Raw genomic sequence first — 22,128 nt, 5'->3', positions numbered from 1 at the left:
CGGATGCGCCGCCCCGGGGGCGCACGCGCCCCCACCGCACTTCACCCACCCGGAGCAGACACCCCGGCGGCAAACCCGCCGTCCGGGCGGCGCCAGGTGAACAGATGGCCACCGGACGCCTCCCCCGGTCGCACGGACGGGCGACGGACCTCCCTCGAAGGGACTGTCACAGGCTCCGGCTATCGTCGGCCGCATGGATCAAGGTGCACTGCTCGCGGAACTGGAACAGGCCGGACACGACAAGGAACTGACGGCGCGGATCGTCCGCCGTCTGGCCGAGCCGGGCGCCGACGCCGCACCCGGTCTGGTCGCCGCGCTGGGCACGGCGAGCCGGCAGGCGACGTGGGGACTGCGGGACGCCCTGCGCCTGATCGGCCCGCCCGCCTTCGACGCCGCGGTGGCGGCCCGCGCCCGGGCCGAGAAGGTGCCCGAGTGGTGGGAGCTGGGCCATGTGCTGCGCGGCTTCGACGAGCGGTGCCTCCCCCAGTACCTGGCCGCGCTGTCGCACCCCATGAAGGAGATACGGCAGCAGGCGCTGGGCGGCCTGGAGAACCTCGGCGAGGCCGCCGCCGGCGCCGTCGCGGACGTCCTGCCGTTCCTGAACGACCGGGACAGCTTCACGCGCTACAAGGCCGAGAGGACGATCCGGGCCATCGGCCGGCAGGCGGGCCCCGAGCTGCGCGGCATCCGCCGCACGGGCCCCGCCCGGCTGCGCCGGCACGCGCTGGGCGCCCTGGCCCTCATCGGCGGCGAGGCCGCGCTCGACGAGCGGGACCTGCGCGCCCTGGAGCGGCTCGTCCGCGTCAAGTCGGCCCAGGACACCCCGCAGGGCCTGCCCGAGCACCGCTGGCTGGCCGTCCCCGGCGCGACGTACGAGGGCCTCTTCGAGGCCATGGGGCTGCACGACAGACGGCCCTGCACGGTCTCGATGGGACTGTCCGCCATGGCGGACGACACGGCGGTCGTCACGGCCCCCGACGGCACGAAGCACACGGCGTACCGCGTGTTCGTCACACCGGAACTGGACGGCTGGCGGCTGGTCTACGCCGACACCCCGCTGTGGGAGATGCACTGGGACGTCGAGGCCCTCCTCCGCCGGATCAGCGCGGCGTGCGGCCAGGCCCAGTACTTCCTCCAGGACGACCACAGCGACTCGATGATCTGGCTCCTCGCCCTCGACGGAACGATGCGCCGCGGCTACTGCCGCTACGGCGAACCGGAATGGCAGGGCGACCCCCTGGACTGGGAGGAGCCCCTCAGCGAGGACCCGGACTACGACCCCGACGACGACCACGCCCCGAACGCCACCCTGGCCTCCAGCGTCGACGTCGCCGCCCGCGAACTCTCCCTCGACCCGACCGGTGTCGGCGAGCACACCCCCCTGCGCGGCCACGGCTGGCTGGCGATCACGGAGGAGGGCGTGGGCCACGGCCCGTTCACCGGAATGCTGCGCATCTAGACGTGCCGCCCGGAGCACGCGGCACACGCGCGTTCTACCGCGCCCACCCCGACCGGGCGGGACGGCCACAGACCCAGAGCCCCCTGTCGGACTCGAACCGACGACCTTCGCTTTACAAGAGCGGTGCTCTACCAGCTGAGCTAAGGAGGCGTGCACACAGGTGCCCGTGCAGTGTACCCAGCCCACGGGGGTGCCCCGTCGAAAATTTCCGCGAAGTTCACATCGCCCCGGGTACTGACAGATCAGGCGAACGCCAGGTACGGTCCTGAACCAGTTCACCCGTGTGGACTACACCAACCACCTTCCTACAACGGATCGTCCGGCACGTTCCTGCCGGTAGAAGGGGGCCCATCACCATGGCCACTGTCACGTTCGACAAGGCGACCCGCGTTTACCCGGGTTCCACCAAGCCCGCCGTCGACGCGCTCGACATCGAGATCGCGGACGGCGAGTTCCTCGTCCTGGTCGGCCCGTCCGGCTGCGGCAAGTCCACCTCGCTCCGGATGCTCGCCGGTCTCGAGGACGTCAACGGCGGCGCCATCCGCATCGGCGACCGCGACGTCACCCACCTGCCGCCCAAGGACCGGGACATCGCCATGGTGTTCCAGAACTACGCGCTCTACCCGCACATGACGGTCGCCGACAACATGGGCTTCGCGCTCAAGATCGCCGGCGTCAACAAGGCGGAGATCCGGCAGAAGGTCGAGGAGGCCGCGAAGATCCTCGACCTCACCGAGTACCTGGACCGCAAGCCGAAGGCCCTCTCCGGCGGTCAGCGCCAGCGTGTCGCGATGGGCCGCGCCATCGTGCGTGAGCCGCAGGTCTTCCTCATGGACGAGCCGCTGTCCAACCTCGACGCCAAGCTCCGCGTGTCGACGCGTACGCAGATCGCCTCGCTCCAGCGCCGCCTCGGCATCACCACCGTCTACGTCACCCACGACCAGGTCGAGGCCCTGACGATGGGCGACCGCGTGGCGGTCCTCAAGGACGGTCTGCTCCAGCAGGTCGACACCCCGCGCAACATGTACGACCGCCCCGCGAACCTCTTCGTGGCCGGCTTCATCGGCTCCCCGGCGATGAACCTCGTCGAGGTCCCGATCACCGACGGCGGCGTGAAGTTCGGCAACTCGGTGGTGCCGGTGCAGCGTGACGCGCTCTCCGCCGCCACCGACAAGACGGTCACCGTCGGTGTCCGCCCCGAGCACTTCGACGTGGCCGGCGCCGACTCCGACCAGGGTGTCGCGGTCACCGTGAACGTGGTCGAGGAGCTCGGCTCCGACGCGTTCGTCTACGGCACCGCCCAGGTCGGCGGCGAGAACAAGGACCTGGTCGTCCGCGTCGGCGGCCGTGACGTCCCGGAGAAGGGCAGCACGCTGCACGTCGTCCCGCGCGCGGGCGAGACCCACGTGTTCTCGACCTCCACGGGCGCGCGCCTCTCCGACTGAGGACACACCACGGGGTGAACCCCCGGTTCGACGACGAGAAGGGCCCCGCGGACCGCCGCGGGGCCCTTCTCGTCGTGGTCGAAGCCCCCGCACACCGGGTGATTCCGCCAGCGCGCGTCAACCCCTTACCCAGAAAGAGGCACCGCCTCATCCCCCGACCGGGTGACGCGACGTCGCCACACCGTTACCCCGCGCTACCCTCACACGCGTGAAGCACTCCGTGAAGCACTCCAGCACCCCACAGACGCGACGCGGCCGGGGCCCCGCCCGGCGGATCGGCCGCTCCCTCGCCCTCGTCCTGCCCGTCGTCATGGTGCTCTCGGGGACCCTCGCGGTCACCCGGGTCAACTGGACGGGGAACCCCTCCTCCGACTCGGTGCTCACCGCCGCCGACGTCTCCACCGGGCACCGCGCCGCGCAGGGCGCCGCCAAGGCCCCGCAGGACGTCCTGCGCGACCGGCTGCTGGCCGAGCTGCACGAGAAGGACCCGGGCGTCGCCCTGACCCACCTCCAGGCAGCGGTGAACGGCAAGCCGTCCCTCGCGAAGCACTGCGCCGACATCGCCCGCGCCCTGGGCCGCGCCGCCGTACGCGTCTACGGCCCCTCCCGCGCCCAGTCCTACTCCCGCCCCGTCTGCGACACCTCCTTCGCCTCGGGCGTCCTGGCGGCCCACAGCTAGCCACCCCTGCGCGGACGAGCCCGCCCCCCCGGCCGGGACATCGGCACCTCTGCTGCCGGCCTGGGGGGCCGGGATCCTCACCTGTGCACCACTTGTGCACCGCCGGGTCCTGGCCGGTACGCGCGAGCCAGGAGCCCTGGCTCGCGCGACGCCAGGGACCCCTCGCTCAACGCTCCGGGCCGGGACCGCGGCGCTCCGGACCGGGGCATCAGCTGCCCGGCCTGAGGGCAGCGGTTCCCCTGGCCCGGGTTCCCCGGTCAGAGGGTCCCTGGCCCGGGAGGCGCCGAGGCTCTGGCCCGCCGCTCGGCCGGCGAACGGGGGGCCACCCCGGACGCACGGCCGAGCACCGCCGCCGGTACCGCACCCGCGTCGGCCGCCGGTACCGCACCCGCGCCGGCCACCTGCCCCGTCCAGCCCGCCCCGGGCGCGCCGTGCGGCCGTCCGGGGGACCCGCACGCGCCCGAAAGGGTGCCGCGTACAGTGCGGGCATGACCCATCCGCACGCCGCGTCCCGCCCCACGCAAGCCGTCGTCCTGGCCGGTGGCCAAGGGTCCCGGCTGCGCCCCTACACCGACGACCGGCCCAAGCCGATGGTCGAGATCCCGGGGACGGGAACGCCGATCATCGGGCACCAGCTCGGCTGGCTCGCCGAGGAGGGTGTGACGGACGTCGTCGTCTCCTGCGGCCACCTCGCCGACGTTCTGGAGACCTGGCTGGACTCCGCCGATCTCCCCGTGAAGGTCACCACGGTCGTCGAGAGCGAGCCCCTCGGCCGCGGCGGCGGCCTGAAGTACGCGGCCGCCCGCCTGCCCCACCCCGACCGGCCCTGGTACGCCACCAACGGCGACATCTGGACCCGCTTCTCGCTGCGCGACATGGCGGACTTCCACACCGAGCGCGACGCCGTCGCGACCCTCGCGCTGGCCCGGCCGCGCATCCCGTGGGGCGCCGTGCAGACGGACGGCTTCGGCCACATCACCGACTTCATCGAGGCCCCGCCCACGACGTACGAGATCAACGCGGGCGTCTACGTCTTCTCCCCCCAGTTCGCCGACCTGCTCCCCGAGCGCGGCGACCACGAGCGCACCACGTTCCCGCACCTGGCCCGTGAACACCGCCTGGCCGGCTTCCCGATCCCGCAGGGCGCCTACTGGCGCGCGATCGACACCGCGAAGGACCTCACGGAGGCCGCGAGGGAACTGGCGGCGCTCGGCCGCTGACCGAGTCGCCCGCAACGGTCACGACGACGGGGTCCCGCGTGAGAACGAGCGGGACCCCGTCGTCGTGATCACTACACCTAGCCGCCGAGGAGGCCGCCCACCAGGCCGGGCCGGCCGGAGGCGGGGGAACCGCCGTCCTCGGAGCTGCCGGTCGAGCCGCCGCCGGAGCCGGTGGATCCGCCGGAGGTGGGCCCGGAGCTGGTGCTGGGCGCCTGCTCGACGGGGGTGGACACCTGCGGCGGGGCCTCACCGCCGGTGCCCTGGGTCTGGCTGGGCGCGCCGGTGGTGGCGCTCTCCGTGTCCCGGGTGGCGCCCGGAGCGGACTCCTCGTCCTGCGTCGGCGCCTCCGTGGTGGCGTCGTCCTGGGGGGGCGCGGTGGACGCGGACGGCTGCTCGCCGGGCCGCTGCTGCGGGTCGGACTCCTCGGGAAGCGGGGAACCGGGCAGCTCGTTGCGCGGGGCCTCGCCCGGGCCGGGCACGACCACCCGGTCGGCGTCCCGGACGGCACCGCCGAGCAGGGACCCCACGAGCAGGGTGAGTCCGACGACGATCGTGGTGACGAGGGCGCCGCGGCGCAGGACGTAGCGGCGCAGCTCCCACAGGTCGGCGCGCGGGCCCAGCCGGCGCCAGGCGCTGCCGGCGAGCCGGCCGTCGATGGAGTAGACGGGGGCGCCGGCGATGATCAGCGGCGACCAGGCGGCGAGGTAGATGATGTCGGGGGTCTCGTAGACCGGGACGGTCTTCCAGCTGACGGTGACGAGGAGCGCGGCGGAGAGCGTCGCGCCGCCGACGGCGGCGACCCGCTGCCAGCAGCCCAGGACCGTGAGGACGCCCACGACGACCTGGAGGAAGGCGATGACCAGTCCGGAGCCGACCGGGTGGTGCAGGGCGAACTGGCGCAGCGGCTCGGCGACCTCCCACGGGTGCAGGGTGTTCAGCCACTTCACCATGGAGCCGCGCTCGCCGCCGTCGAAGTAGACGGGGTCGCACAGCTTGCCCATGCCGGCGTAGACGGAGATGAAGCCGAGCAGGACGCGCAGCGGGAGCAGGACCACGCCGAGGTTCAGCCGGCGGTCCGGGAAGTAGGCGTGCCGGGCGGGGTCCTCGGCGTGCCGCCGGGACCGTGGCCCGGCCTGCGCCGCGACGGCTTCGACGAAGTCCTCGAGACCGTCGCCCTCGAAGCCGTCGCCGCCGAAGCCGTCGGCCTCGAAGCCGCTGTCGGCGTGACCGGACCGGCCGTGACCGGACCGACCATGACCGGGCCGGCCGTGGCCCGAACGGCCGTGACCGGATCGGCCGTGTCCGGGCCTGCCCCGGCCGGGCTGGTCGTATCCGGCCTCGCCGTAGTCGGGGGCGCCGTATCCGGTCTCGTCGTAGGCGGTCTCGCCGTATCCGGTCTCGTCGTAGGCGGTCTCGTCGTAGGCGCTGCCCACGGTGCGCATCTGCGGCAGGATCCGCTGTTCGCCGGCGCCGGGCGCGCGCGGGGGGCCGACCACCGGGGTCTGGAGGGTCTGCGCGGTGAGGTCGCCGTCATAGCCCTCGCCGACGCGGGGGATGACCTGGGTGGCGCCGGCATCGGCGGGCGCGTCGCCGTGGCCGACGCTGCCCGCCCGCACGGCCTGGAGGAGACGGTGCGCGCCGGTGTCGTCCGGGGCCGACCTGCCGCTCCAGACGACGGGCCGGCGGCGGGCCCCGGCAGCCGGAGCGGCCGGGGCCGCCGTGCCCGTTCTGCCCGCCGCCCCGACGACGGGGATGCGCGCGGTGTCCTGGGTGGCGCTCAGGTGCCGGGCGATCCGCGGGGATTGGCCGCGCCGTGCCGACGCGCCCAACTGCACGCGGAAGCTCGCGTGACTGACGATGATCTGCGCCGGATCGCTCGGCACCTTCACCATGCTCAGCGCGGGAGCGTCGTCGAATCCCGACGAGCGGTCCCCCGTGGGTGTGCGGGGTGTTCTGGTGTCCACACTCATCTAACCGAGTGACGTGTGATTAGGACACTGCCGCGATCCGCCGGATCTGTCCGGACCCCGTCAAGGATGTCCCGCACGCCGGAATTAACCCGTTCGGGTGATCCGGCGGACAGGCGTTCAGCTCCTGCGGCGCGCCGCCTCGTACAGCACGATGCCCGCGGCCACACCGGCGTTGAGCGACTCCGCGCCGCCCGGCATCGGGATCCGCGCCCGGAAGTCGCAGGTCTCGCCGACCAGTCGGGACAGTCCCTTGCCCTCGCTGCCGACGACGATGACGACCGGCCCCTCCAGGGCCGCCAGTTCACCGATCTCCGACTCACCGTCGGCCGCGAGACCGACGACCACGACGCCGGCCTTCTTGTAGGCCTCCAGGGCGCGGGTGAGGTTGGTGGCGCGGGCGACCGGGGTGCGGGCCGCGGTGCCCGCGGAGGTCTTCCAGGCGCCGGCCGTCATCCCGGCCGCGCGGCGCTCGGGCACCACGACGCCATGGCCGCCGAAGGCGGAGACGGACCGGACGACGGCACCGAGGTTGCGCGGGTCGGTCACCCCGTCGAGAGCGACGAGCAGCGGGTCCTCGCCCTCGTCGGCGGCCGCGTCGAGGAGGTCCTCGGGGTGGGCGTACTCGTAGGGCGGCACCTGGAGGACCAGGCCCTGGTGGTTGAGGCCGTTGGTCATGCGGTCCAGCTCGGGGCGCGGCGCCTCCATGAGGTTGATGCCGCCGCGCTCGGCCGCGAGTTGCAGCGCCTCGCGGACCCGCTCGTCGTTGTCGATGAACTGCTGGACGTAGAGCGTGGACGCGGGCACGCCCTCGCGCAGCGCCTCGACGACCGGGTTGCGGCCGACGACCAGCTCGGACGCCGACCTGCCGCCGCGGCCGCGCGGCGCGGGGCGGCGTGCGACCTGCTTCGCCTTGGCGGTGGCGAGGCGGTTCTTTTTGTGTCCCTTGCGCATCTCGGCGGGCGGGGTCGGGCCCTTGCCCTCCAGGCCCCGGCGTCGCTGGCCGCCGCTGCCGACCTGCGCGCCCTTCTTGCCGGACATGCGGCGGTTGTTGGCTGCCATGACCTACCCGTCTGTCGTGCGGTGTGTGTGCGTACGTAATGCAGTGTGCCGCCCGGACACCCGGGCGGCACAATCGATCAAGAATCGATCAGTTTCGCTCAGCGCGGGCCGAGCGACCAGCGCGGTCCCTGCGCGCTGTCCTCGATGACGAGTCCCGACTGGTTGAGCTGGTCGCGGATGGCGTCCGCGGTCGCCCAGTCCTTGCGGGCCCGCGCCGCCTCCCGCTGGTCGAGGACGAGGCGTACGAGGCTGTCGACGACGCCGTGCAGGTCCTCGCCCCGGTCGTCCTCCCCGGCCCAGTGCGGGTCGAGGGGGTCCAGGCCGAGGACGCCGAGCATGGCGCGGACCTCGGCGAGGCGGGCCACGGCGGCTTCCTTGTCGTCGGCGGCCAACGCGCTGTTGCCCTGCCGGACGGTGGTGTGCACGACGGCGAGCGCCTGCGGGACGCCCAGGTCGTCGTCCATCGCCTCGGCGAAGGCGGGCGGTACGTCGGCGGACGGCTCGACGACTCCCCCGGCCTTCTCCACGACGCGCTGCACGAAGCCCTCGATCCGCGCGAACGCCGACTCGGCATCGCGCAGCGACTCCACGCTGTACTCGATCATCGAGCGGTAGTGGGGCGTGCCCAGGTAGTACCGGAGCACGATGGGCCGCCACTGCTTGACCATCTCGGACACCAGCACCGAGTTGCCCAGCGACTTGGACATCTTCTCGCCGCGCATGGTGACCCAGGCGTTGTGCACCCAGTACCGGGCGAAGTCGTCGCCGTAGCCCTTGGCCTGGGCGATCTCGTTCTCGTGGTGCGGGAAGATCAGGTCGAGGCCGCCGCCGTGGATGTCGAAGACGCTGCCCAGGTACTTGTGCGCCATCGCCGAGCACTCCAGGTGCCAGCCGGGCCGGCCGCGGCCCCACGGGGTCTCCCAGCTCGGCTCGCCGGGCTTGGCCGCCTTCCACATCGCGAAGTCGCGGGGGTCCCGTTTGCCGGTCTCGCCGTCGCCGGAGGGCTGGAGCAGGTTGTCCAGCTCCTGGTTGGACAGCCGGAGGTACTCCGGGAAGGAGCGCACGTCGAAGTAGACGTTGCCGTCGGCCTCGTAGGCGTGGCCCCGCTCGATGAGACCGCGCATCATCTCGATCATCTCGGGCACGTGTCCGGTGGCCCGCGGCTCGTACGTCGGCGGGAGGCAGCCGAGCGCCTGGTAGCCGTCGTTGAACGCCCGCTCGTTCTCGTACCCGATGGACCACCAGGGGCGGCCCTGCTCGTGGGACTTGCTGATGATCTTGTCGTCGATGTCGGTGACGTTGCGGACGAACGTGACGTCGTAGCCGCGGTGGGCGAACCAGCGGCGCATGATGTCGAAGTTGAGGCCCGAGCGGATGTGCCCGATGTGCGGGGCGGCCTGCACGGTGGCACCACACAGGTAGATCGAGACACAACCCGGCGTGAGCGGGGTGAAGTCACGGATCTGCCGGGCGCTGGTGTCGTACAGGCGAATCGTCACCACTCCAGGGTAGTGGGCGTGGGGCGGTGCCCCGCGCCCTTCCGCCCGAAGGCCGCACATTCGTGCCGCGGCACTTCGCCCGCGGCGCGGCACGCGCCGACGATCGGCCGCCGCCGGCTGTCGGCGGGTGCCTGCCACTGGCTGCCCGCCGGTGGCCGCCGCCGGCCGTCAGCGGGTCCGAGCCACCGACCGTCAGCAGGTGCGTGGCGTGCCGCGGCACTTCGCCCGCGGCGCGGCACGCACCGACGATCGGCCGCCGCCGGCTGCCGACGGGTGCCTGCCACTGGCTGCCGACGGGTGCCCGCCACTGGCTGCCCGCGGGTGGCCGCCGCCGGCCGTCAGCGGCTCCGAGCCGCCGACCGTCAGCAGGCGCGTGGCATCGGCTGTCAGCGGGTCCGCGGCACCGGCTGTCAGCTGGCCCGCAGCATCGACTGTCAGAGGTCCGCGCCACCGACCGTCAGAAGGTGCGTGGCATCGACTGCCAACTGGTGCGCGCCACCAACCGTCAGATGGTCCGCGCCACCGGCTGTCAGCGGGCCCGAGCCACCGACCGTCAGCGGGCCCGCGGCACCCACGGTCAACGGCCCGCGGCACCGGCCGTCAGCGGACCGTGGCACCTGCCGTCAGCGGGTCCGCGCCACCAGTGCCGTCGCGATGGCCATCAGGCCCTCGTCGCGGCCGGGGAAGCCGAGCCCGTCGGTCGTCGCGCCCGACACCGAGACGGGGGCGCCCGCCGCCTCGGAGAGGATCTTCTGCGCCTCGTCGCGCCGCTTGCCGATCTTCGGCCGGGGGCCGACGACCTGGACGGCGATGTTGCCGATGGTGAAACCGGCCTCACGGACGATCCGGGCGGCCTCGGTGAGCAGGGTCACCCCGGAGGCGCCGGACCACTCGGGCCGGCCGGTGCCGAAGTGTTGGCCCAGGTCGCCCAGTCCGGCGGCGGAGAACAGCGCGTTGCAGGCGGCGTGGGCGACGACGTCGGCGTCGGAGTGCCCGGCCAGTCCGGGGCCCTCGCCCTCCCACTTCAGGCCGGCGCACCACAGTTCGCGGCCGTCCTCGAAGGCGTGGATGTCGGTGCCGATGCCGACCTGGGGGAGCGTCAGGGGCTGGTCAGAAGCCATCGTTGAGCCTCCTGCGGGCCAGGACCGCCTCGGCGAGGACCAGGTCGAGCGGGCGGGTGACCTTGAAGGCCTCCTCGTGGCCGGGGACGACCACGACGGTCGCGCCGAGCCGCTCGACCATGCTCGCGTCGTCGGTGACGTCACCGGTGACGGTCTCGTGGGCGCGGACGAGGGTGGCCCGGTCGAAGCCCTGCGGGGTCTGCACGGCGCGCAGGCGGGCGCGCTCGGGGGTGGCGACGACCGGCTCGGGGGCGCCTGGGGCGGCGGCCGGCTCGACCTCCTTGACGGTGTCGGCGAGCGGCAGGGCCGGGACGACGGCCGGGGCGCCCTCGCGGACCGCCTCGATCACGGCGTCGACGGTGTCGACGGGAACCAGGGGGCGGGCGGCGTCGTGCACCAGGACGATCTCGTAGCCGGGCGGCAGCGCGTCGAGGCCGAGCCTGACCGATTCCTGCCGGCTCTCGCCGCCGGGGACGACGAGGAAGTCGGTCCGGTCGGGCAGCGCGTGCGCGTCGAGCAGCGACTTGACCTCGGCGGTGCCGTCCGGCGGCGCCACGACGACCACGAGGGAGACGGCGCGGGAGGCGGCGAGGGCGCGCACCGCGTGGATCAGCATGGGTGTCCCGCCCAGCGTGCGGAGCGCTTTGGGGGCGCCCGGGCCGAGGCGTACGCCCCGACCGGCGGCCGGAATCACCGCGGCCGTGCGGGTGGGGGCGGGGGCGGGAAGCGAATCGTCAGACATCGGTTCCTGTCAGGTTTGTGTGCTCGCCATACGTGGGTACGGAGACAGCGTGCCGGGCGCGACGCCTTGACCGGACCCTTCCGTGACGCGCCGGTCGAGCCAGCTGCCCGGGCCCGGCACACACAGGGTCGGGGGATCGTTCCCCCGAGGGGATCAGTCAGTTCCCCTGAGGGGGAGCGGTCGTTCCCCCGAGGGGGCCGGTCGTCCCCGCGAGGGGGTCAGTGGTCCTCCCTGGGGGATTCACAGTGGCCCCTGGGGGACTCAGGCGTACGACATCGGAACGCGACATGCCGCAGCGCCCGGCGACAAGAGATACGTCATCGGGCACCGCGGCATTTCAGTGTGCTGAGCCTGTACTGAGCCGAGGCCGGCTGCGTCGGCGTCAGGACGCGAGGACCTCGTCGAGGAGCGCCTCGGCCTTGTCCTCGTTCGTGTTCTCCGCGAGGGCGAGCTCGCTCACCAGGATCTGGCGCGCCTTGGCGAGCATGCGCTTCTCACCGGCGGAGAGTCCGCGCTCGCGCTCACGACGCCACAGGTCACGCACGACTTCCGCGACCTTGATGACGTCGCCGGAGGCGAGCTTCTCAAGATTTGCCTTGTAGCGACGCGACCAGTTCGTGGGCTCCTCGGCGTACGGCGCACGCAGCACCTCGAAGACCCGGTCCAGCCCGTCCTGACCGACCACATCACGCACGCCGACGAACTCCGCATTGTCCGCTGGCACACGTACCGTCAGGTCACCCTGGGCGACCTTCAGCACCAAGTAGGTCTTGTCCACGCCTTTGATCTGGCGAGTTTCGATGGCCTCGATCAGCGCGGCCCCGTGATGGGGATAGACCACGGTGTCGCCAACCTTGAACGTCATGTGACAGGTACCCCTTCCGTGGCTATCCAGGGTAACACGGAAACGGCGGTTCCTGAATGGCGTTTTCGCAGGTCAGGGCATATCTCGGGGCTTGACAACAGCAACAGGAACGTGCTGCGGACGGGCGGCGGAAGCAGGTATTCGCAGGTCGGAGCGGCTGTCCAAGGGGGACGAAACACGCACGTCACAGTCTTCCGGAGGCCGTTCCGAACGGCCGAACATCCCCATATGTCCGGTTCCAGACGTGCGACTTCCGCTACTCCGTTCGGTGTCCGGAGGCGGATCCACGCCGTTTCCGGAATTGATCACACCATCGGCCGAACAGGGCGTGATCAATTCTCCGGACGACCCCGCATTCCGGTCCGCAAAAACCCGCCCGCCCCGGTGAGCGGCGCTTATGTGAATGGGGGGCGACGTCCGGGCGATCGAGAAGAAGCCAATGTGACTCACGGGTCACTTGTGGCTGCCGTGACGGGAGTGACGGCAGTCGTGCTGTGGCGGTCATCGGGGCCCTGGAGCACGCTAGAGGCGGGTCGGGTGCGGTGGCGTGAGGACAGCTCGGTAACCTAAGGCCCGCTGACAGACCCTTAGGGCGGCTTTATTGAGGTGAGCTGCCCGTGCGTTTCAAGGAGTTGCCGCCGCCGTGAGCAGCAGCCTTCGACGCGGCGCCCTCGCCGCCTCCGCCCTCGCGTTCTCGATCGCCACACTCGCCGCCTGCGGCGCGGGCAACGACGCCCAGACGCTGGAGATCAAGCCGGACAACGCCGCCACCACCGTCGGCGACATCAAGCTGCAGAACGTCGTCGTCATCACCCAGCCCGACCCGGAGTCGACGGGCCCGGCCGCGGTCTCGGCGACCGTCTTCAACAACAGCGACGCCGCCCAGACGCTGGAGTCGATCACCGTCGAGGGTGTCGACGAGCCGGTGGAGATCAAGCCCGCGAAGGGGGACGGCGAGCTGACCGTCCCGGCCGGCGGCTCGGTCGTCATCGGCGGCGCGGACAACGCCTCCGCCGTCCTGCCCGGCGGCAGCGAGGCGGTCCAGGACGGCAACGCCCAGAAGGTCACCTTCACCTTCAGCGAGACCGGTGCGGTCAGCCTGCGCGCCTTCGTCGTCCCCGCCGAGAGCTACTTCACCGAGTGGGGTCCGAGCGAGGTCCCGACCGCCCCGGAGTCCGCCTCCGCCTCCGAGACCCCGTCCGGCGAGGCGTCGGCCACCGAGTCTCCGGCCGAGGGCACCACGGAGGGCTCGACCGAGTCGCCCGCCGCCGCCGAGTCGGCCGACGCGAGCGCCTCGGAGTCGGCCGCCGCGGAGCACTGAGCGCCGTAGCGCCCCTGACGACCGGAGGGCGGCACCCCGCACGGGGTGCCGCCCTCCGGTCGTGCTACCCGCCGACAACACACAGATCAGCGGCTCACGGCTCACGGCTCACGGCTCACGGCTTACGGCTTACGGCTCGAACTTGTAGCCGAGACCGCGGACCGTCACCAGGTAGCGGGGCGCGCCCGGGTCCGGCTCGATCTTGGCGCGCAGGCGCTTGACGTGCACGTCGAGGGTCTTGGTGTCACCGACGTAGTCGGCTCCCCACACCCGGTCGATGAGCTGCATGCGGGTCAGGACGCGGCCCGCGTTGCGCAGGAGCATCTCCAGCAGGTCGAACTCCTTGAGCGGCAGGTCGACCTTCGAGCCCGAGACCGTGACGACGTGCCGGTCGACGTCCATCCGGACCGGCCCGGCCTCCAGGGCCGCCGGGGCGACCTCCTCCGGCTCCCCGCGCCGGCGCAGCACGGCCCGGATCCGGGCGACCAGCTCGCGCGAGGAGAACGGCTTGGTGACGTAGTCGTCGGCTCCTATCTCCAGGCCGACGACCTTGTCGATCTCGCTGTCCTTGGCGGTCACCATGATCACGGGCACGTTGGAGCGGCCGCGCAGCTGCCGGCACACCTCCGTGCCGGGCAGCCCCGGCAGCATCAGGTCGAGCAGGACGAGGTCGGCGCCGTTGCGCTCGAACTCGTCGAGTCCGTCGGGCCCTGTGGTCGCGACGGCGACCTCGAAGCCCTCCTTGCGGAGCATGTACGACAGGGCGTCGGAGAAGGACTCCTCGTCCTCGACGACGAGCACTCGGGTCACGGAAGGACCTCCGGGGCGGAAAGCGTGTGGTACGCGGTGGAGTCGGGGGATGAATCGGCGGGGATTCCTCCGGCGGGCCCGCCCTCGGCCGCGGTGTCGTACGCGTCGAGGTCGGGGTGCTGGCGGACGCGGTCACGGACGGCGCCCGCCTCCGGCAGCCGGAGGGTGAACGTGGAGCCCTGTCCCTCGGCGCTCCACACCGTGACCTCCCCGCCGTGCGAGGCGGCCACGTGTTTGACGATGGCCAGTCCGAGGCCCGTGCCGCCGGTGGCACGGGAACGGGCCGGGTCGACACGGTAGAAGCGCTCGAAGATGCGCTCCTTGTCCTTGTCGGAGATGCCGATGCCCTGGTCGGTCACGGCGATCTCGATCAGGTCCCCGCCGGGGGTGGCCACCCGGCGGGCGGCGATGCCGACGCGGGTGCGGGCGGGTGAGTAGTTGACGGCGTTCTCGACCAGGTTGCCGAGGGCGGCGGCGAGCTGCCCGCGGTTGCCCCACAGGCGCAGCCGGGCGGTGTCCGCCCGGCCGCGGTCGCCGCCCTCCGCGGACGGCTCCTCGGGCTCCTGGATCGCGGCGGCCATGGTGATCTGCTTGGTGCCCGCCTGGTGGCGGCAGCGGTCGATGGCCTCGGCGACGAGCTCGTCGACGCTGACCGGCTCGGCGTCCTCGAGCGGATCGTCGTTCTGGACGCGGGAGAGGTCGATGAGCTCCTGCACCAGGTTGGTCAGCCGGGTCGCCTCGATCTGCATCCGGCCGGCGAAGCGCTGCACCGCCTCCGGGTCGTCGGAGGCGTCCATGACAGCCTCGGAGAGCAGGGAGAGCGCGCCGACCGGGGTCTTCAGCTCGTGGCTGACGTTCGCGACGAAGTCACGCCGTACGGCCTCGATGCGCCGGGCCTCGGTGAGGTCCTCGACGAGGAGGAGGACCAGCCGGGAGCCCAGCGGCGCCACGCGCGCGGAGACCGCGAGCGCCTCGCCGCGTCCGGTGCCGCGCCGGGGCAGGTCCAGCTCGACCTGGCGTATCTCGCCGTCCCGTCTGGTGTCCCGCGCCATCTGGAGCATGGGCTCCACGGCGAGTTCACCGCCGCGGACGAGCCCGAGGGCGTACGCGGCGGAGCTGGCCTTGACGACGGCGTCGGCCTCGTCGAGGACGACGGCCGAGGAACGGAGGACGGAGAGGACGGTGTCCACGCCCGGCGGCAGCACGGGATCGGTGTGCAAGGAGGTCCTGGTGGGTCGGTTCTGGTCGCGTTCGCTCCAACGGAACGCCAGCATGGCGATGACACCGGTGAGCACCCCGGCGATCGCTGCCGCTGCGGCGACCGCCGCGTTCACGTCCATGCGTCCAGGTTAGGCATGCGATCCGCCCCGGCCACAGCCATCGGAGTGGGACCTCGAACACTCGTCGCCCAGAGTTCACCTTGGAGCCAGGGGTGGTTCATTTGGGGTGACGGAAACCGACGCGTACGGGGCGGACCGTGGCACCGTGGGGTTCACAGCGCCGGGTGCCCCGAACCCTTGGACCTCCTGGACCCCCTGAACCCCCTGAACCCGATATTCCGACATCACGGCATTGCGAAGCCCCCGGAAGAACCAGTACGAGAGGAACCCCTGATGCGGGACGCGTACCACGAGGAACTGGACTCGATCGGCGACAGTCTGGTGGAGATGGCCCGGCTGGTCGGGTCGGCCGTCGGGCGCGCCACGACCGCCATCCTCGACGCCGATCTGAAGCTGGCCGAGAGCGTGATCGAGGCCGACCAGAAGATCGACGAACTCCAGCACGACCTGGAGGCCCGGGCCATTGCGCTGCTGGCACGGCAGCAGCCGGTGGCGACCGACCTGCGGATCGTCGTCACGTCGCTGCGCATGTCGGCCGACCTGGAGCGCTCCGGCGACCTCGCCCAGCACGTGGCGAAGCTGGCGCGGCTGCGCTTCCCCGAGCGGGCGGTGCCGCGGGACCTGCACGCCACCATCCTGGAGATGGGCCAGCTCGCGCAGCGCCTGATGGCCAAGGCGGCCGAGGTGATCATCACTAAGGACGTCGACCTCGCGCTCCAGTTGGAGACGGACGACGACGCGATGGACCTCCTGCACCGCACGCTCTTCCAGCACCTCATCGACGAGCGCTGGAAGCACGGCATCGAGACGGCCGTGGACGTCACCCTCCTCGGCCGCTACTACGAGCGCTTCGCCGACCACGCGGTCGCGGTCGCCAAGCGGGTCGTGTTCCTGGTGACGGGCGAGCACGCGGACGAGTTCCAGCCGGACCTGCCGAACGAGATCCAGTCGGTCGAGGGGGCGTAGGCGAGCCACTCGGGGGCGTTCGAACCCGCCGGGGGCGCGGGGAAGCCCCCATGCGCCGTTGATGCGCCGGACACAACGGGCATGGAATGGGCACAGGCGCCCTAGCCTCCGGGAGGAACCCATGGCCGAAGCCCCCAGCACCCCCACCCCCGACCCCACCCAGGACCATCCGACCGAACAGCCCGTCGCCGTCCGGAACCTGATGCTGATCGGCGCGTGCGGCTGCGGCTCGGGATGCGGCTGCGGCTGCCAGTCGGGCAATCCCTGCCAGTGCGGCTGAGGACGACACCTCACCGCCGTACGCCGTACGGGTCGTACGGGTCGTACGGGTCTCGCACGCGGGTCTTGTAAGCGGGTCTTGTACGGGTCGTACGGGAGAGGGGCCGGGCGCTCCGGCGCCGGGCCCCTCTCCCGCTCCCCCCGGACGCGGGCGGGCACGATGAGGCATGAGGCATGAGGCAGATGAGGCATGAGGCGATGAGGCGATGACCGGGTCGCCGTTGCCCGGGGGCTCCGTCAGCACCGTCGTCCGGGTCGGGAACACGGTGCGCCGTACGGCTTCCGCACGGACGCCGTACGTCAGTGACCTGCTGGCACTCCTGGAGACCGCGGGCTGGGACGGAGCGCCCCGCCATCTCGGTGTGGACGAGCACGGCCGGGAGGTCCTCAGCCACCTCGACGGACACGTGGCCTGGGAACCGCGGCAGCCCGCCGCCGTCTCGTCGGACGCGAGCATGGTGGCGGTGGCCCGGCTCGTGCGCGCGTTCCACGACCTGACGGCCGGCACCGCGCTCGCCGGGGACCAGGAGGTCGTCTGCCACAACGACCTGTCGCCCAAGAACACGGTCTACCGGCCGGTCGGTGGCGAGCTGCGACCGGTGGCGTTCATCGACTGGGACCTCGCGGCGCCGGGCGAACGCCTCCACGACGTCGCCCACGTGTGCTGGCAGTACCTCGGACTCGGCCCGTCCGTGGCCGACGCGGCGGAGGCGGCCCGGCGCATGAGGCTGATCGCCGACAGTTACGGGTTGGAGCGGCTGCACCGGCGCGGCCTCGTGTCCACGGTGCTGTGGTGGCAGGACCGCTGCCGGCGCGGCATCCAGGCCGGGGCCGACGCGGGGGACCCCGCGATGCGGCGGCTCCGCGACACCGGGGTGGTCACGGAGGTGCGGACGGCGTACCGGTGGGTGTCCGATCGCCGGGACGTGCTGGAGAGGGCACTGGGGTGAGCCGCGGCCACGCCCCCTGAGTGCCCTCGCCCTGAGTGCCCTCGCCCGCTGCGGCGCGTCGCCGGGTCAGGGGATCAGAGGATCAGGGGGTCAGGTGGCGCTGGTGAACGTGGCGCACTTGCTCCACTTGCTGTCGGTGTCGGCCGGATCGCCCTTCACGAGGGAGATGATGATCCTGACCTTCCGCTTCTCCGGGAGATCGAGGTTCCACGTGTAGCTCTTTCCCGCGCCCCGGGTGACGTGGAAGGTGTCCCAGAAGTAGGGCTTGCCACTGGCCGCTTCGAGGTTGACGAAGACGGTGCGGCCGTCGGCCTTGCGGTCCTTGACGTAGAGGTAGTCGCCCTTCGACGTGTACTTCGCGTATCCGCCGGCGCATCCGTCCGAACCACTGGCCTGCGCCGCCGGGGCCGCCACCAGGCCGCCCGCGAGGACGGCGGCGACGGCGACCGGAATGACGGTGGCGGCGCGCCGCTTGAGTGCTGCCTTCACTCTGTTCCCTCCGTGAATCCGTACATCCGTACATCCGTGCATCCGGCTGCGTCGACGACGGCCGGACCGTTGATCACCCTAGGGAACCAACATGGTGATCAGATGGGCGTGTTGAGGTGGAACGGTGGGACCTCGCCCCCGGCCTCAGCCCACCGGCACCTCAGCCCACCGGCGCCCCTGTCGACTGGCACCTCAGCCCACCGGCGCCCCTGTCGACTGGCGCCTCTGTCGACTGGCACCCCTGTCGACTGACTGCGAATCCTATTTACCGGCCAAGAGATCTGAGCAGACAAACCGCTCGACCCATAACGTGCGAAGTAAGTGCGGATGACTTTAATCAAGAACGCTCTCCTCAACATTTTCTCCACATCAGGGTCACTCATTTGCCGCGCATCTGGAGGAGAGGGAGCGGCGTTAGCGGGACATGGCGAAAGCAGCAAGGTTCCATGGCTTGCCTCACCGCGGCGTGAGGAAGGATAATCTGCCTGCGACCCGTGATGCGACAGCGGGAAAATACACTTACACGCCTGGTGTGGCACTCACGGCACGTGAGGGCGGCGCCTTCCCCGGGACCGGCGTGCGGGTCGAACTCCAGGTCACCGAGTCACTGCTCCGCGAGTTCCTCGTCCTGCTGGAGGCAGCCCAAGAGGAACTCAACCAGCGGTGGAACGGCCAGGAAAAGTCCGGCTGCCACGCCGACCGTGCGTGACGGGAGCGGATTTCCATGAATCACGACTATGCGGATCCTTCCTTTGTACGGCATGAATGGTATTCCGATTCATATTCCTATGGTTCCGGCGCCGGGCGGCACGGCAGCCCCGTCGACGCCCTGAATGTCGGGGATCCCTTGGTACCCCCGGACTCTGGCTGGGACCCGGTCGAGGAACTCGCCTACCTCCTGCAAGAGGCTGTTCCGGCGGAGCCGGAGGCCATGGTGCCGCCGCCTCGCGGCGAGGCGTCACCCGGTGTCGACTACGCCGACCCGATGGAGGGCCTGGCGCAGATCACCGCCCAGTTGCCGCCCATCCGACGTTCTCCCACCGGACATCGCAAGATTCGGGTCCGGAAACTCCGGCTGAAATGGATGCAGACCGGCAGCGTCGTCATCGTCGCGTTCGTTTCCGTCATCGTGGCGGCGGTCAGCGTCTTCTGCGGCGTAGTGGCCTACGGACCGTTGCAGAGCATCACGTCCGAGACGAAGAGCGGGCTGATTCCCTGGTGGCCGCTTCTCGTGTACGGCCCGTGGACGGTGGCCTCTCTCTCCATTCTGCGAACTGCCCTGCATCAGCGCCGGGCGTTCAATTCGTGGTTCATCGTCCTGCTGTTCTCCTCCGTCGCGATGATGCTGTGCGTGGCGCAGGCCGAGCGGACCTTCACCGGTATCGCCGGAGCCGCCCTCCCCGCCCTCGCATGCCTGGCCTGCCTCCAGCAACTCGTCCGGCAGATCACGTTGACCCTGCCCCCACGCAAGGGCAAGCCCCGACACCGCCAGTAGCACCACAGCCGACCGGGACGGCACCCGCACAGCGACAGGCCCCTGCCTGCGGATCGACCGCCGGCAGGGGCCTGTTCGGACTCACGCTCCGGGGGAGCGAAAGGTGACCTGCCGTCGGGCGGCCTGATCGATCTCGTCGAGGGTGAGGAGAGGGGTGGCCCGGGTGTGGAGGGCTCCGCTGGCCTTGACGGTGAGGCTGACGGCGGCCATGGAGACCGGGTCGGGGAAGTCGACGATGAGCACGATGTCGTCCTCCCCGAACGCGAAGTACATGGCTTCGACCTGCCCGCCGAGGCCGGTGACGACCTGGTCGACCGCGGCGCGGCGGCCGCTCCCGCCTTCCTTGAGCAGCCCCTTGGTGCCCTCGGGCGTGTAGGTGGCCTGGATGAGGAACTTCGGCACCGGCATGCCTCCTGCCCATCGTTGGTCCGGTGTGCCATGACCTTCCCGCTGCCGCCCCGGCCGCCACGCGCCGACCCGCTGGATTCACTCGTTGGAACCCGCGTCCTTCTCCGCTGACCGATGCCTGTGGAGGAGCGGCGTTGTCCGGCGGCGGCGGAACGGTTCGGCGTCCGCCCGCGTCGTCCCTCTCCGGGGCATGGCCGTGTCCCGGAGAGGGGAGACCGGGTGCGTACGGGCGACTTCGCCGAGTGGACGAGGCGGTTCGAGGACGAGCGTGAGCGCAGGCGCGTCCAGGGCGATCCGGACTGGGAGCGGGGCGCGACGCTGCATCCGGCGGTGTGGGCCGGCATCCAGCGCTTCCAGGTCGGCGAGGACGGTGACGGCGCCAACCTCGTCGGCAAAGCGGACCGGGCCGGCGACCCCGACTACGCGCAGGCGGTCCGGCTCTTCGTCGCCGAGGAACAGAACCACGCCCGTCTCCTCGCCCGACTGCTGGCCGCGGGGGGCGTACCGACGTTGACCGGACATTGGAGCGACGCGGTCTTCGTACGGCTGCGGCGCCTCATGGGCCTGCGCATGGAACTCCTGGTGCTGATGATCGCGGAGGTCGTGGCGCTGCGTTACTACCGCGCCCTGCGCGAGGGCACCGACGACCCGCTCACCACGGACGTGGCGAACCGGATCCTGTCCGACGAGCAGCGTCACGTCCCGTTCCACTGCGAGCGGCTGCACGACTCCCTGGCGGAGCTGCCCCGCGCACTGCGCCGCCCGCTGATGGCCGTGTGGCGCCTTCTCCTGCTCACGGTCTCCCTCGTCGTCGCCACCGACCACGGCCCGGCCCTACGCCAACTCGGCATCGGCCGCCTGCGCTTCGTGACCGACGTCATGACCTCGTCCCACACGGTGGTATCCGCGGTGCTGGCACCCGCCCCGGAGGGGGAGATGCCCCACCCGGACACAGGGGCGAGCGCAGACTGACGGCCCCCCGCCCCACCAAAAAGCCCCCGCCCTGCCAGGAAACAGCAGGTCGGGGGCTTGATGGTGTGGGGTTACTTCTTCTTGCCCTGGTTCTTGACCGCCTCGATGGCTGCCGCGGCCGCCTCGGGGTCGAGGTAGCGGCCGCCCGGGGTGACCGGCTTGAAGTCGGCGTCGAGTTCGTAGAACAGCGGGATGCCCGTCGGGATGTTCAGGCCCGCGATGTCGGCGTCGGAGATGCCGTCGAGGTGCTTGACGAGGGCGCGGAGGCTGTTGCCGTGGGCGGCGACGAGGACCGTGCGACCGGCCAGGAGGTCGGGGACGATGCCGTCGTACCAGTAGGGGAGCATGCGGATGACGACGTCCTTGAGGCACTCCGTGCGGGGGCGGAGCTCCGGGGGGATCGTGGCGTAGCGCGCGTCGTCCGACTGGGAGAACTCGGTGCCGTCCTCGAGGGGCGGGGGCGGGGTGTCGTAGGAGCGGCGCCACAGCATGAACTGCTCCTCGCCGAACTCGGCGAGGGTCTGGGCCTTGTCCTTGCCCTGGAGGGCGCCGTAGTGGCGCTCGTTCAGGCGCCAGGAGCGGTGGACCGGGATCCAGTGGCGGTCCGCGGCCTCCAGGGCCAGCTGCGCGGTGCGGATGGCGCGCTTCTGGAGGGAGGTGTGGACCACGTCGGGGAGGAGATCGGCGTCCTTCAGGAGCTCGCCACCGCGGACTGCCTCCTTCTCGCCCTTCTCGTTGAGGTTGACGTCCACCCAGCCGGTGAACAGGTTCTTCGCGTTCCACTCGCTCTCGCCGTGGCGGAGGAGGATCAGCTTGTACGGTGCGTCGGCCATGTGGATGAGCGTAATCGAAGGGTGTGTCCCGGCCCGCCCGGCGCCCGTAGGGCGGACGCCCTGGGGGCACGTGAGCGGGCACGCTGCGGGAGCGCGACGCGCGGCGGCGGGACAGTTGACTGGTTCTGTTAATCGAGTGGCCCCCGGGACCGGCCGCTCCGTAAGTTCTCCGTACCACCTGCACCGCTTACATCCGGGGGATCACC

22 protein-coding genes and 1 tRNA gene are annotated in these 22,128 nt (G+C 71.5%); 11 read left to right on the top strand and 12 right to left on the bottom strand.

Annotated elements, in window-relative coordinates; genetic code table 11:
• Positions 1 to 193: 193 nt before the first annotated feature.
• Positions 194 to 1,459, top strand: coding sequence for a HEAT repeat domain-containing protein (locus ACFYWQ_RS32150; RefSeq protein ID WP_389521296.1), 1,266 nt, complete (start codon positions 194 to 196; stop codon positions 1,457 to 1,459).
• Between the two features lie 77 nt (positions 1,460 to 1,536).
• On the opposite strand, the gene ACFYWQ_RS32145 is transcribed toward ACFYWQ_RS32150, so the two are convergent.
• Positions 1,537 to 1,609 (bottom strand) — tRNA-Thr (locus ACFYWQ_RS32145).
• 206 nt (positions 1,610 to 1,815) lie between these two features.
• Here ACFYWQ_RS32145 and ACFYWQ_RS32140 point away from each other — a divergent pair.
• The 3 genes from ACFYWQ_RS32140 (at position 1,816) to ACFYWQ_RS32130 (ending at position 4,803) form a co-directional block, all read left to right on the top strand.
• Positions 1,816 to 2,904: an ABC transporter ATP-binding protein gene (locus ACFYWQ_RS32140; RefSeq protein WP_389521294.1), complete on the top strand. Its 1,089-nt coding sequence runs from the start codon at positions 1,816 to 1,818 to the stop codon at positions 2,902 to 2,904.
• Between the two features lie 220 nt (positions 2,905 to 3,124).
• Positions 3,125 to 3,583 (top strand): hypothetical protein, encoded by a 459-nt coding sequence (locus ACFYWQ_RS32135; RefSeq protein ID WP_389521613.1) that lies wholly within the window; start codon positions 3,125 to 3,127, stop codon positions 3,581 to 3,583.
• Positions 3,584 to 4,071: 488 nt separating this feature from the next.
• A complete protein-coding gene (locus ACFYWQ_RS32130) occupies positions 4,072 to 4,803 on the top strand; it encodes an NDP-sugar synthase (RefSeq protein ID WP_389521292.1) in 732 nt (243 codons plus the stop codon).
• A 77-nt stretch (positions 4,804 to 4,880) separates the two neighbouring features.
• Here ACFYWQ_RS32130 and ACFYWQ_RS32125 read toward each other — a convergent pair whose 3' ends face one another.
• The 6 genes from ACFYWQ_RS32125 to ACFYWQ_RS32100 all read right to left on the bottom strand — a co-directional run bounded on the left by ACFYWQ_RS32125 (position 4,881) and on the right by ACFYWQ_RS32100 (position 12,059).
• The gene (locus ACFYWQ_RS32125; RefSeq protein WP_389521612.1) at positions 4,881 to 6,767 is read right to left on the bottom strand and encodes a DoxX family membrane protein; all 1,887 of its coding nucleotides are present in this window, start codon (positions 6,765 to 6,767) and stop codon (positions 4,881 to 4,883) included.
• A 123-nt stretch (positions 6,768 to 6,890) separates the two neighbouring features.
• Positions 6,891 to 7,832: a 23S rRNA (guanosine(2251)-2'-O)-methyltransferase RlmB gene (gene rlmB / locus ACFYWQ_RS32120; RefSeq protein WP_389521290.1), complete on the bottom strand. Its 942-nt coding sequence runs from the start codon at positions 7,830 to 7,832 to the stop codon at positions 6,891 to 6,893.
• A 98-nt stretch (positions 7,833 to 7,930) separates the two neighbouring features.
• Positions 7,931 to 9,331 carry a cysteine--tRNA ligase gene (gene cysS / locus ACFYWQ_RS32115; RefSeq protein WP_389521288.1) on the bottom strand — a complete coding sequence of 467 codons (1,401 nt, stop codon included), beginning with the start codon at positions 9,329 to 9,331 and terminating at the stop codon, positions 7,931 to 7,933.
• 623 nt (positions 9,332 to 9,954) lie between these two features.
• Positions 9,955 to 10,452, bottom strand: coding sequence for a 2-C-methyl-D-erythritol 2,4-cyclodiphosphate synthase (ispF, locus tag ACFYWQ_RS32110; protein WP_389521286.1), 498 nt, complete (start codon positions 10,450 to 10,452; stop codon positions 9,955 to 9,957).
• Positions 10,442 to 11,194 carry a 2-C-methyl-D-erythritol 4-phosphate cytidylyltransferase gene (gene ispD, locus ACFYWQ_RS32105; protein WP_389521284.1) on the bottom strand — a complete coding sequence of 251 codons (753 nt, stop codon included), beginning with the start codon at positions 11,192 to 11,194 and terminating at the stop codon, positions 10,442 to 10,444. The genes ispF and ispD overlap by 11 nt, the downstream gene beginning before the upstream one ends.
• A 382-nt stretch (positions 11,195 to 11,576) precedes the next feature.
• On the bottom strand, positions 11,577 to 12,059 hold the full coding sequence (locus ACFYWQ_RS32100; protein WP_003953493.1) for a CarD family transcriptional regulator: 483 nt from the start codon (positions 12,057 to 12,059) through the stop codon (positions 11,577 to 11,579).
• Between the two features lie 643 nt (positions 12,060 to 12,702).
• Here ACFYWQ_RS32100 and ACFYWQ_RS32095 point away from each other — a divergent pair.
• Positions 12,703 to 13,380, top strand: a complete 678-nt coding sequence (locus ACFYWQ_RS32095; RefSeq protein WP_389521282.1) for a DUF461 domain-containing protein — start codon at positions 12,703 to 12,705, stop codon at positions 13,378 to 13,380.
• 129 nt (positions 13,381 to 13,509) lie between these two features.
• Here the strand turns inward: ACFYWQ_RS32095 and ACFYWQ_RS32090 are convergent, their stop codons facing one another.
• On the bottom strand, positions 13,510 to 14,190 hold the full coding sequence (locus tag ACFYWQ_RS32090) for a response regulator transcription factor (protein ID WP_073941673.1): 681 nt from the start codon (positions 14,188 to 14,190) through the stop codon (positions 13,510 to 13,512).
• A complete protein-coding gene (locus ACFYWQ_RS32085; RefSeq protein WP_389521280.1) occupies positions 14,187 to 15,530 on the bottom strand; it encodes a sensor histidine kinase in 1,344 nt (447 codons plus the stop codon). The genes ACFYWQ_RS32090 and ACFYWQ_RS32085 overlap by 4 nt, the downstream gene beginning before the upstream one ends.
• 273 nt (positions 15,531 to 15,803) lie before the next feature.
• Between ACFYWQ_RS32085 and phoU the strand changes: the two genes are divergently transcribed.
• From phoU to ACFYWQ_RS32070, 3 genes are all read left to right on the top strand, one after another.
• Complete coding sequence (gene phoU, locus ACFYWQ_RS32080; RefSeq protein ID WP_389521278.1) at positions 15,804 to 16,496, top strand: phosphate signaling complex protein PhoU; 693 nt, start codon at positions 15,804 to 15,806, stop codon at positions 16,494 to 16,496.
• Between the two features lie 121 nt (positions 16,497 to 16,617).
• Entirely contained in the window at positions 16,618 to 16,776 is a 159-nt protein-coding gene (locus ACFYWQ_RS32075; protein WP_389521277.1) for a hypothetical protein, read from the top strand.
• A gap of 205 nt (positions 16,777 to 16,981) precedes the next feature.
• A complete protein-coding gene (locus ACFYWQ_RS32070; RefSeq protein WP_389521276.1) occupies positions 16,982 to 17,725 on the top strand; it encodes a phosphotransferase family protein in 744 nt (247 codons plus the stop codon).
• A 90-nt stretch (positions 17,726 to 17,815) separates the two neighbouring features.
• Here the strand turns inward: ACFYWQ_RS32070 and ACFYWQ_RS32065 are convergent, their stop codons facing one another.
• A complete protein-coding gene (locus ACFYWQ_RS32065) occupies positions 17,816 to 18,214 on the bottom strand; it encodes a hypothetical protein (protein ID WP_389521275.1) in 399 nt (132 codons plus the stop codon).
• 532 nt (positions 18,215 to 18,746) lie between these two features.
• Here ACFYWQ_RS32065 and ACFYWQ_RS32060 point away from each other — a divergent pair.
• Together ACFYWQ_RS32060 and ACFYWQ_RS32055 are read left to right on the top strand one after the other, a co-directional pair.
• A complete protein-coding gene (locus ACFYWQ_RS32060; RefSeq protein WP_389521274.1) occupies positions 18,747 to 18,923 on the top strand; it encodes a hypothetical protein in 177 nt (58 codons plus the stop codon).
• A 15-nt stretch (positions 18,924 to 18,938) separates the two neighbouring features.
• Positions 18,939 to 19,709, top strand: a complete 771-nt coding sequence (locus ACFYWQ_RS32055) for a DUF2637 domain-containing protein (protein WP_389521273.1) — start codon at positions 18,939 to 18,941, stop codon at positions 19,707 to 19,709.
• Positions 19,710 to 19,790: 81 nt separating this feature from the next.
• On the opposite strand, the gene ACFYWQ_RS32050 is transcribed toward ACFYWQ_RS32055, so the two are convergent.
• Positions 19,791 to 20,111, bottom strand: coding sequence for a GYD domain-containing protein (locus ACFYWQ_RS32050; RefSeq protein WP_389521611.1), 321 nt, complete (start codon positions 20,109 to 20,111; stop codon positions 19,791 to 19,793).
• A 225-nt stretch (positions 20,112 to 20,336) separates the two neighbouring features.
• Here ACFYWQ_RS32050 and ACFYWQ_RS32045 point away from each other — a divergent pair, with 225 nt between their 5' ends.
• Positions 20,337 to 21,089, top strand: coding sequence for a ferritin-like domain-containing protein (locus tag ACFYWQ_RS32045; RefSeq protein ID WP_389521272.1), 753 nt, complete (start codon positions 20,337 to 20,339; stop codon positions 21,087 to 21,089).
• 71 nt (positions 21,090 to 21,160) lie between these two features.
• Here the strand turns inward: ACFYWQ_RS32045 and ACFYWQ_RS32040 are convergent, their stop codons facing one another.
• The gene (locus tag ACFYWQ_RS32040) at positions 21,161 to 21,922 is read right to left on the bottom strand and encodes a phosphoglyceromutase (protein ID WP_389521270.1); all 762 of its coding nucleotides are present in this window, start codon (positions 21,920 to 21,922) and stop codon (positions 21,161 to 21,163) included.
• Positions 21,923 to 22,128 lie beyond the last annotated feature (206 nt).

This window comes from Streptomyces sp. NPDC003247 (assembly GCF_042888135.1).
Lineage (GTDB): Bacteria > Actinomycetota > Actinomycetes > Streptomycetales > Streptomycetaceae > Streptomyces.
The sequence above is the reverse complement of the archived record's forward strand: the minus strand, read 5'-3'. Positions and strand labels throughout refer to the sequence as shown.

What these genes read in the sequence shown, in the direction of transcription:
- ACFYWQ_RS32150 (WP_389521296.1), top strand. Translation starts at nt 194, where the DNA reads ATGGATCAAGGTGCACTGCTCGCGGAACTGGAACAGGCCGGACACGAC.
- ACFYWQ_RS32140 (WP_389521294.1), top strand. Translation starts at nt 1,816, where the DNA reads ATGGCCACTGTCACGTTCGACAAGGCGACCCGCGTTTACCCGGGTTCC.
- ACFYWQ_RS32130 (WP_389521292.1), top strand. Translation starts at nt 4,072, where the DNA reads ATGACCCATCCGCACGCCGCGTCCCGCCCCACGCAAGCCGTCGTCCTG.
- rlmB (WP_389521290.1), bottom strand. Translation starts at nt 7,832, where the DNA reads ATGGCAGCCAACAACCGCCGCATGTCCGGCAAGAAGGGCGCGCAGGTC.
- ispF (WP_389521286.1), bottom strand. Translation starts at nt 10,452, where the DNA reads ATGGCTTCTGACCAGCCCCTGACGCTCCCCCAGGTCGGCATCGGCACC.
- ispD (WP_389521284.1), bottom strand. Translation starts at nt 11,194, where the DNA reads ATGTCTGACGATTCGCTTCCCGCCCCCGCCCCCACCCGCACGGCCGCG.
- ACFYWQ_RS32100 (WP_003953493.1), bottom strand. Translation starts at nt 12,059, where the DNA reads ATGACGTTCAAGGTTGGCGACACCGTGGTCTATCCCCATCACGGGGCC.
- ACFYWQ_RS32085 (WP_389521280.1), bottom strand. Translation starts at nt 15,530, where the DNA reads ATGGACGTGAACGCGGCGGTCGCCGCAGCGGCAGCGATCGCCGGGGTG.
- phoU (WP_389521278.1), top strand. Translation starts at nt 15,804, where the DNA reads ATGCGGGACGCGTACCACGAGGAACTGGACTCGATCGGCGACAGTCTG.
- ACFYWQ_RS32075 (WP_389521277.1), top strand. Translation starts at nt 16,618, where the DNA reads ATGGCCGAAGCCCCCAGCACCCCCACCCCCGACCCCACCCAGGACCAT.
- ACFYWQ_RS32070 (WP_389521276.1), top strand. Translation starts at nt 16,982, where the DNA reads ATGACCGGGTCGCCGTTGCCCGGGGGCTCCGTCAGCACCGTCGTCCGG.
- ACFYWQ_RS32055 (WP_389521273.1), top strand. Translation starts at nt 18,939, where the DNA reads ATGAATCACGACTATGCGGATCCTTCCTTTGTACGGCATGAATGGTAT.
- ACFYWQ_RS32040 (WP_389521270.1), bottom strand. Translation starts at nt 21,922, where the DNA reads ATGGCCGACGCACCGTACAAGCTGATCCTCCTCCGCCACGGCGAGAGC.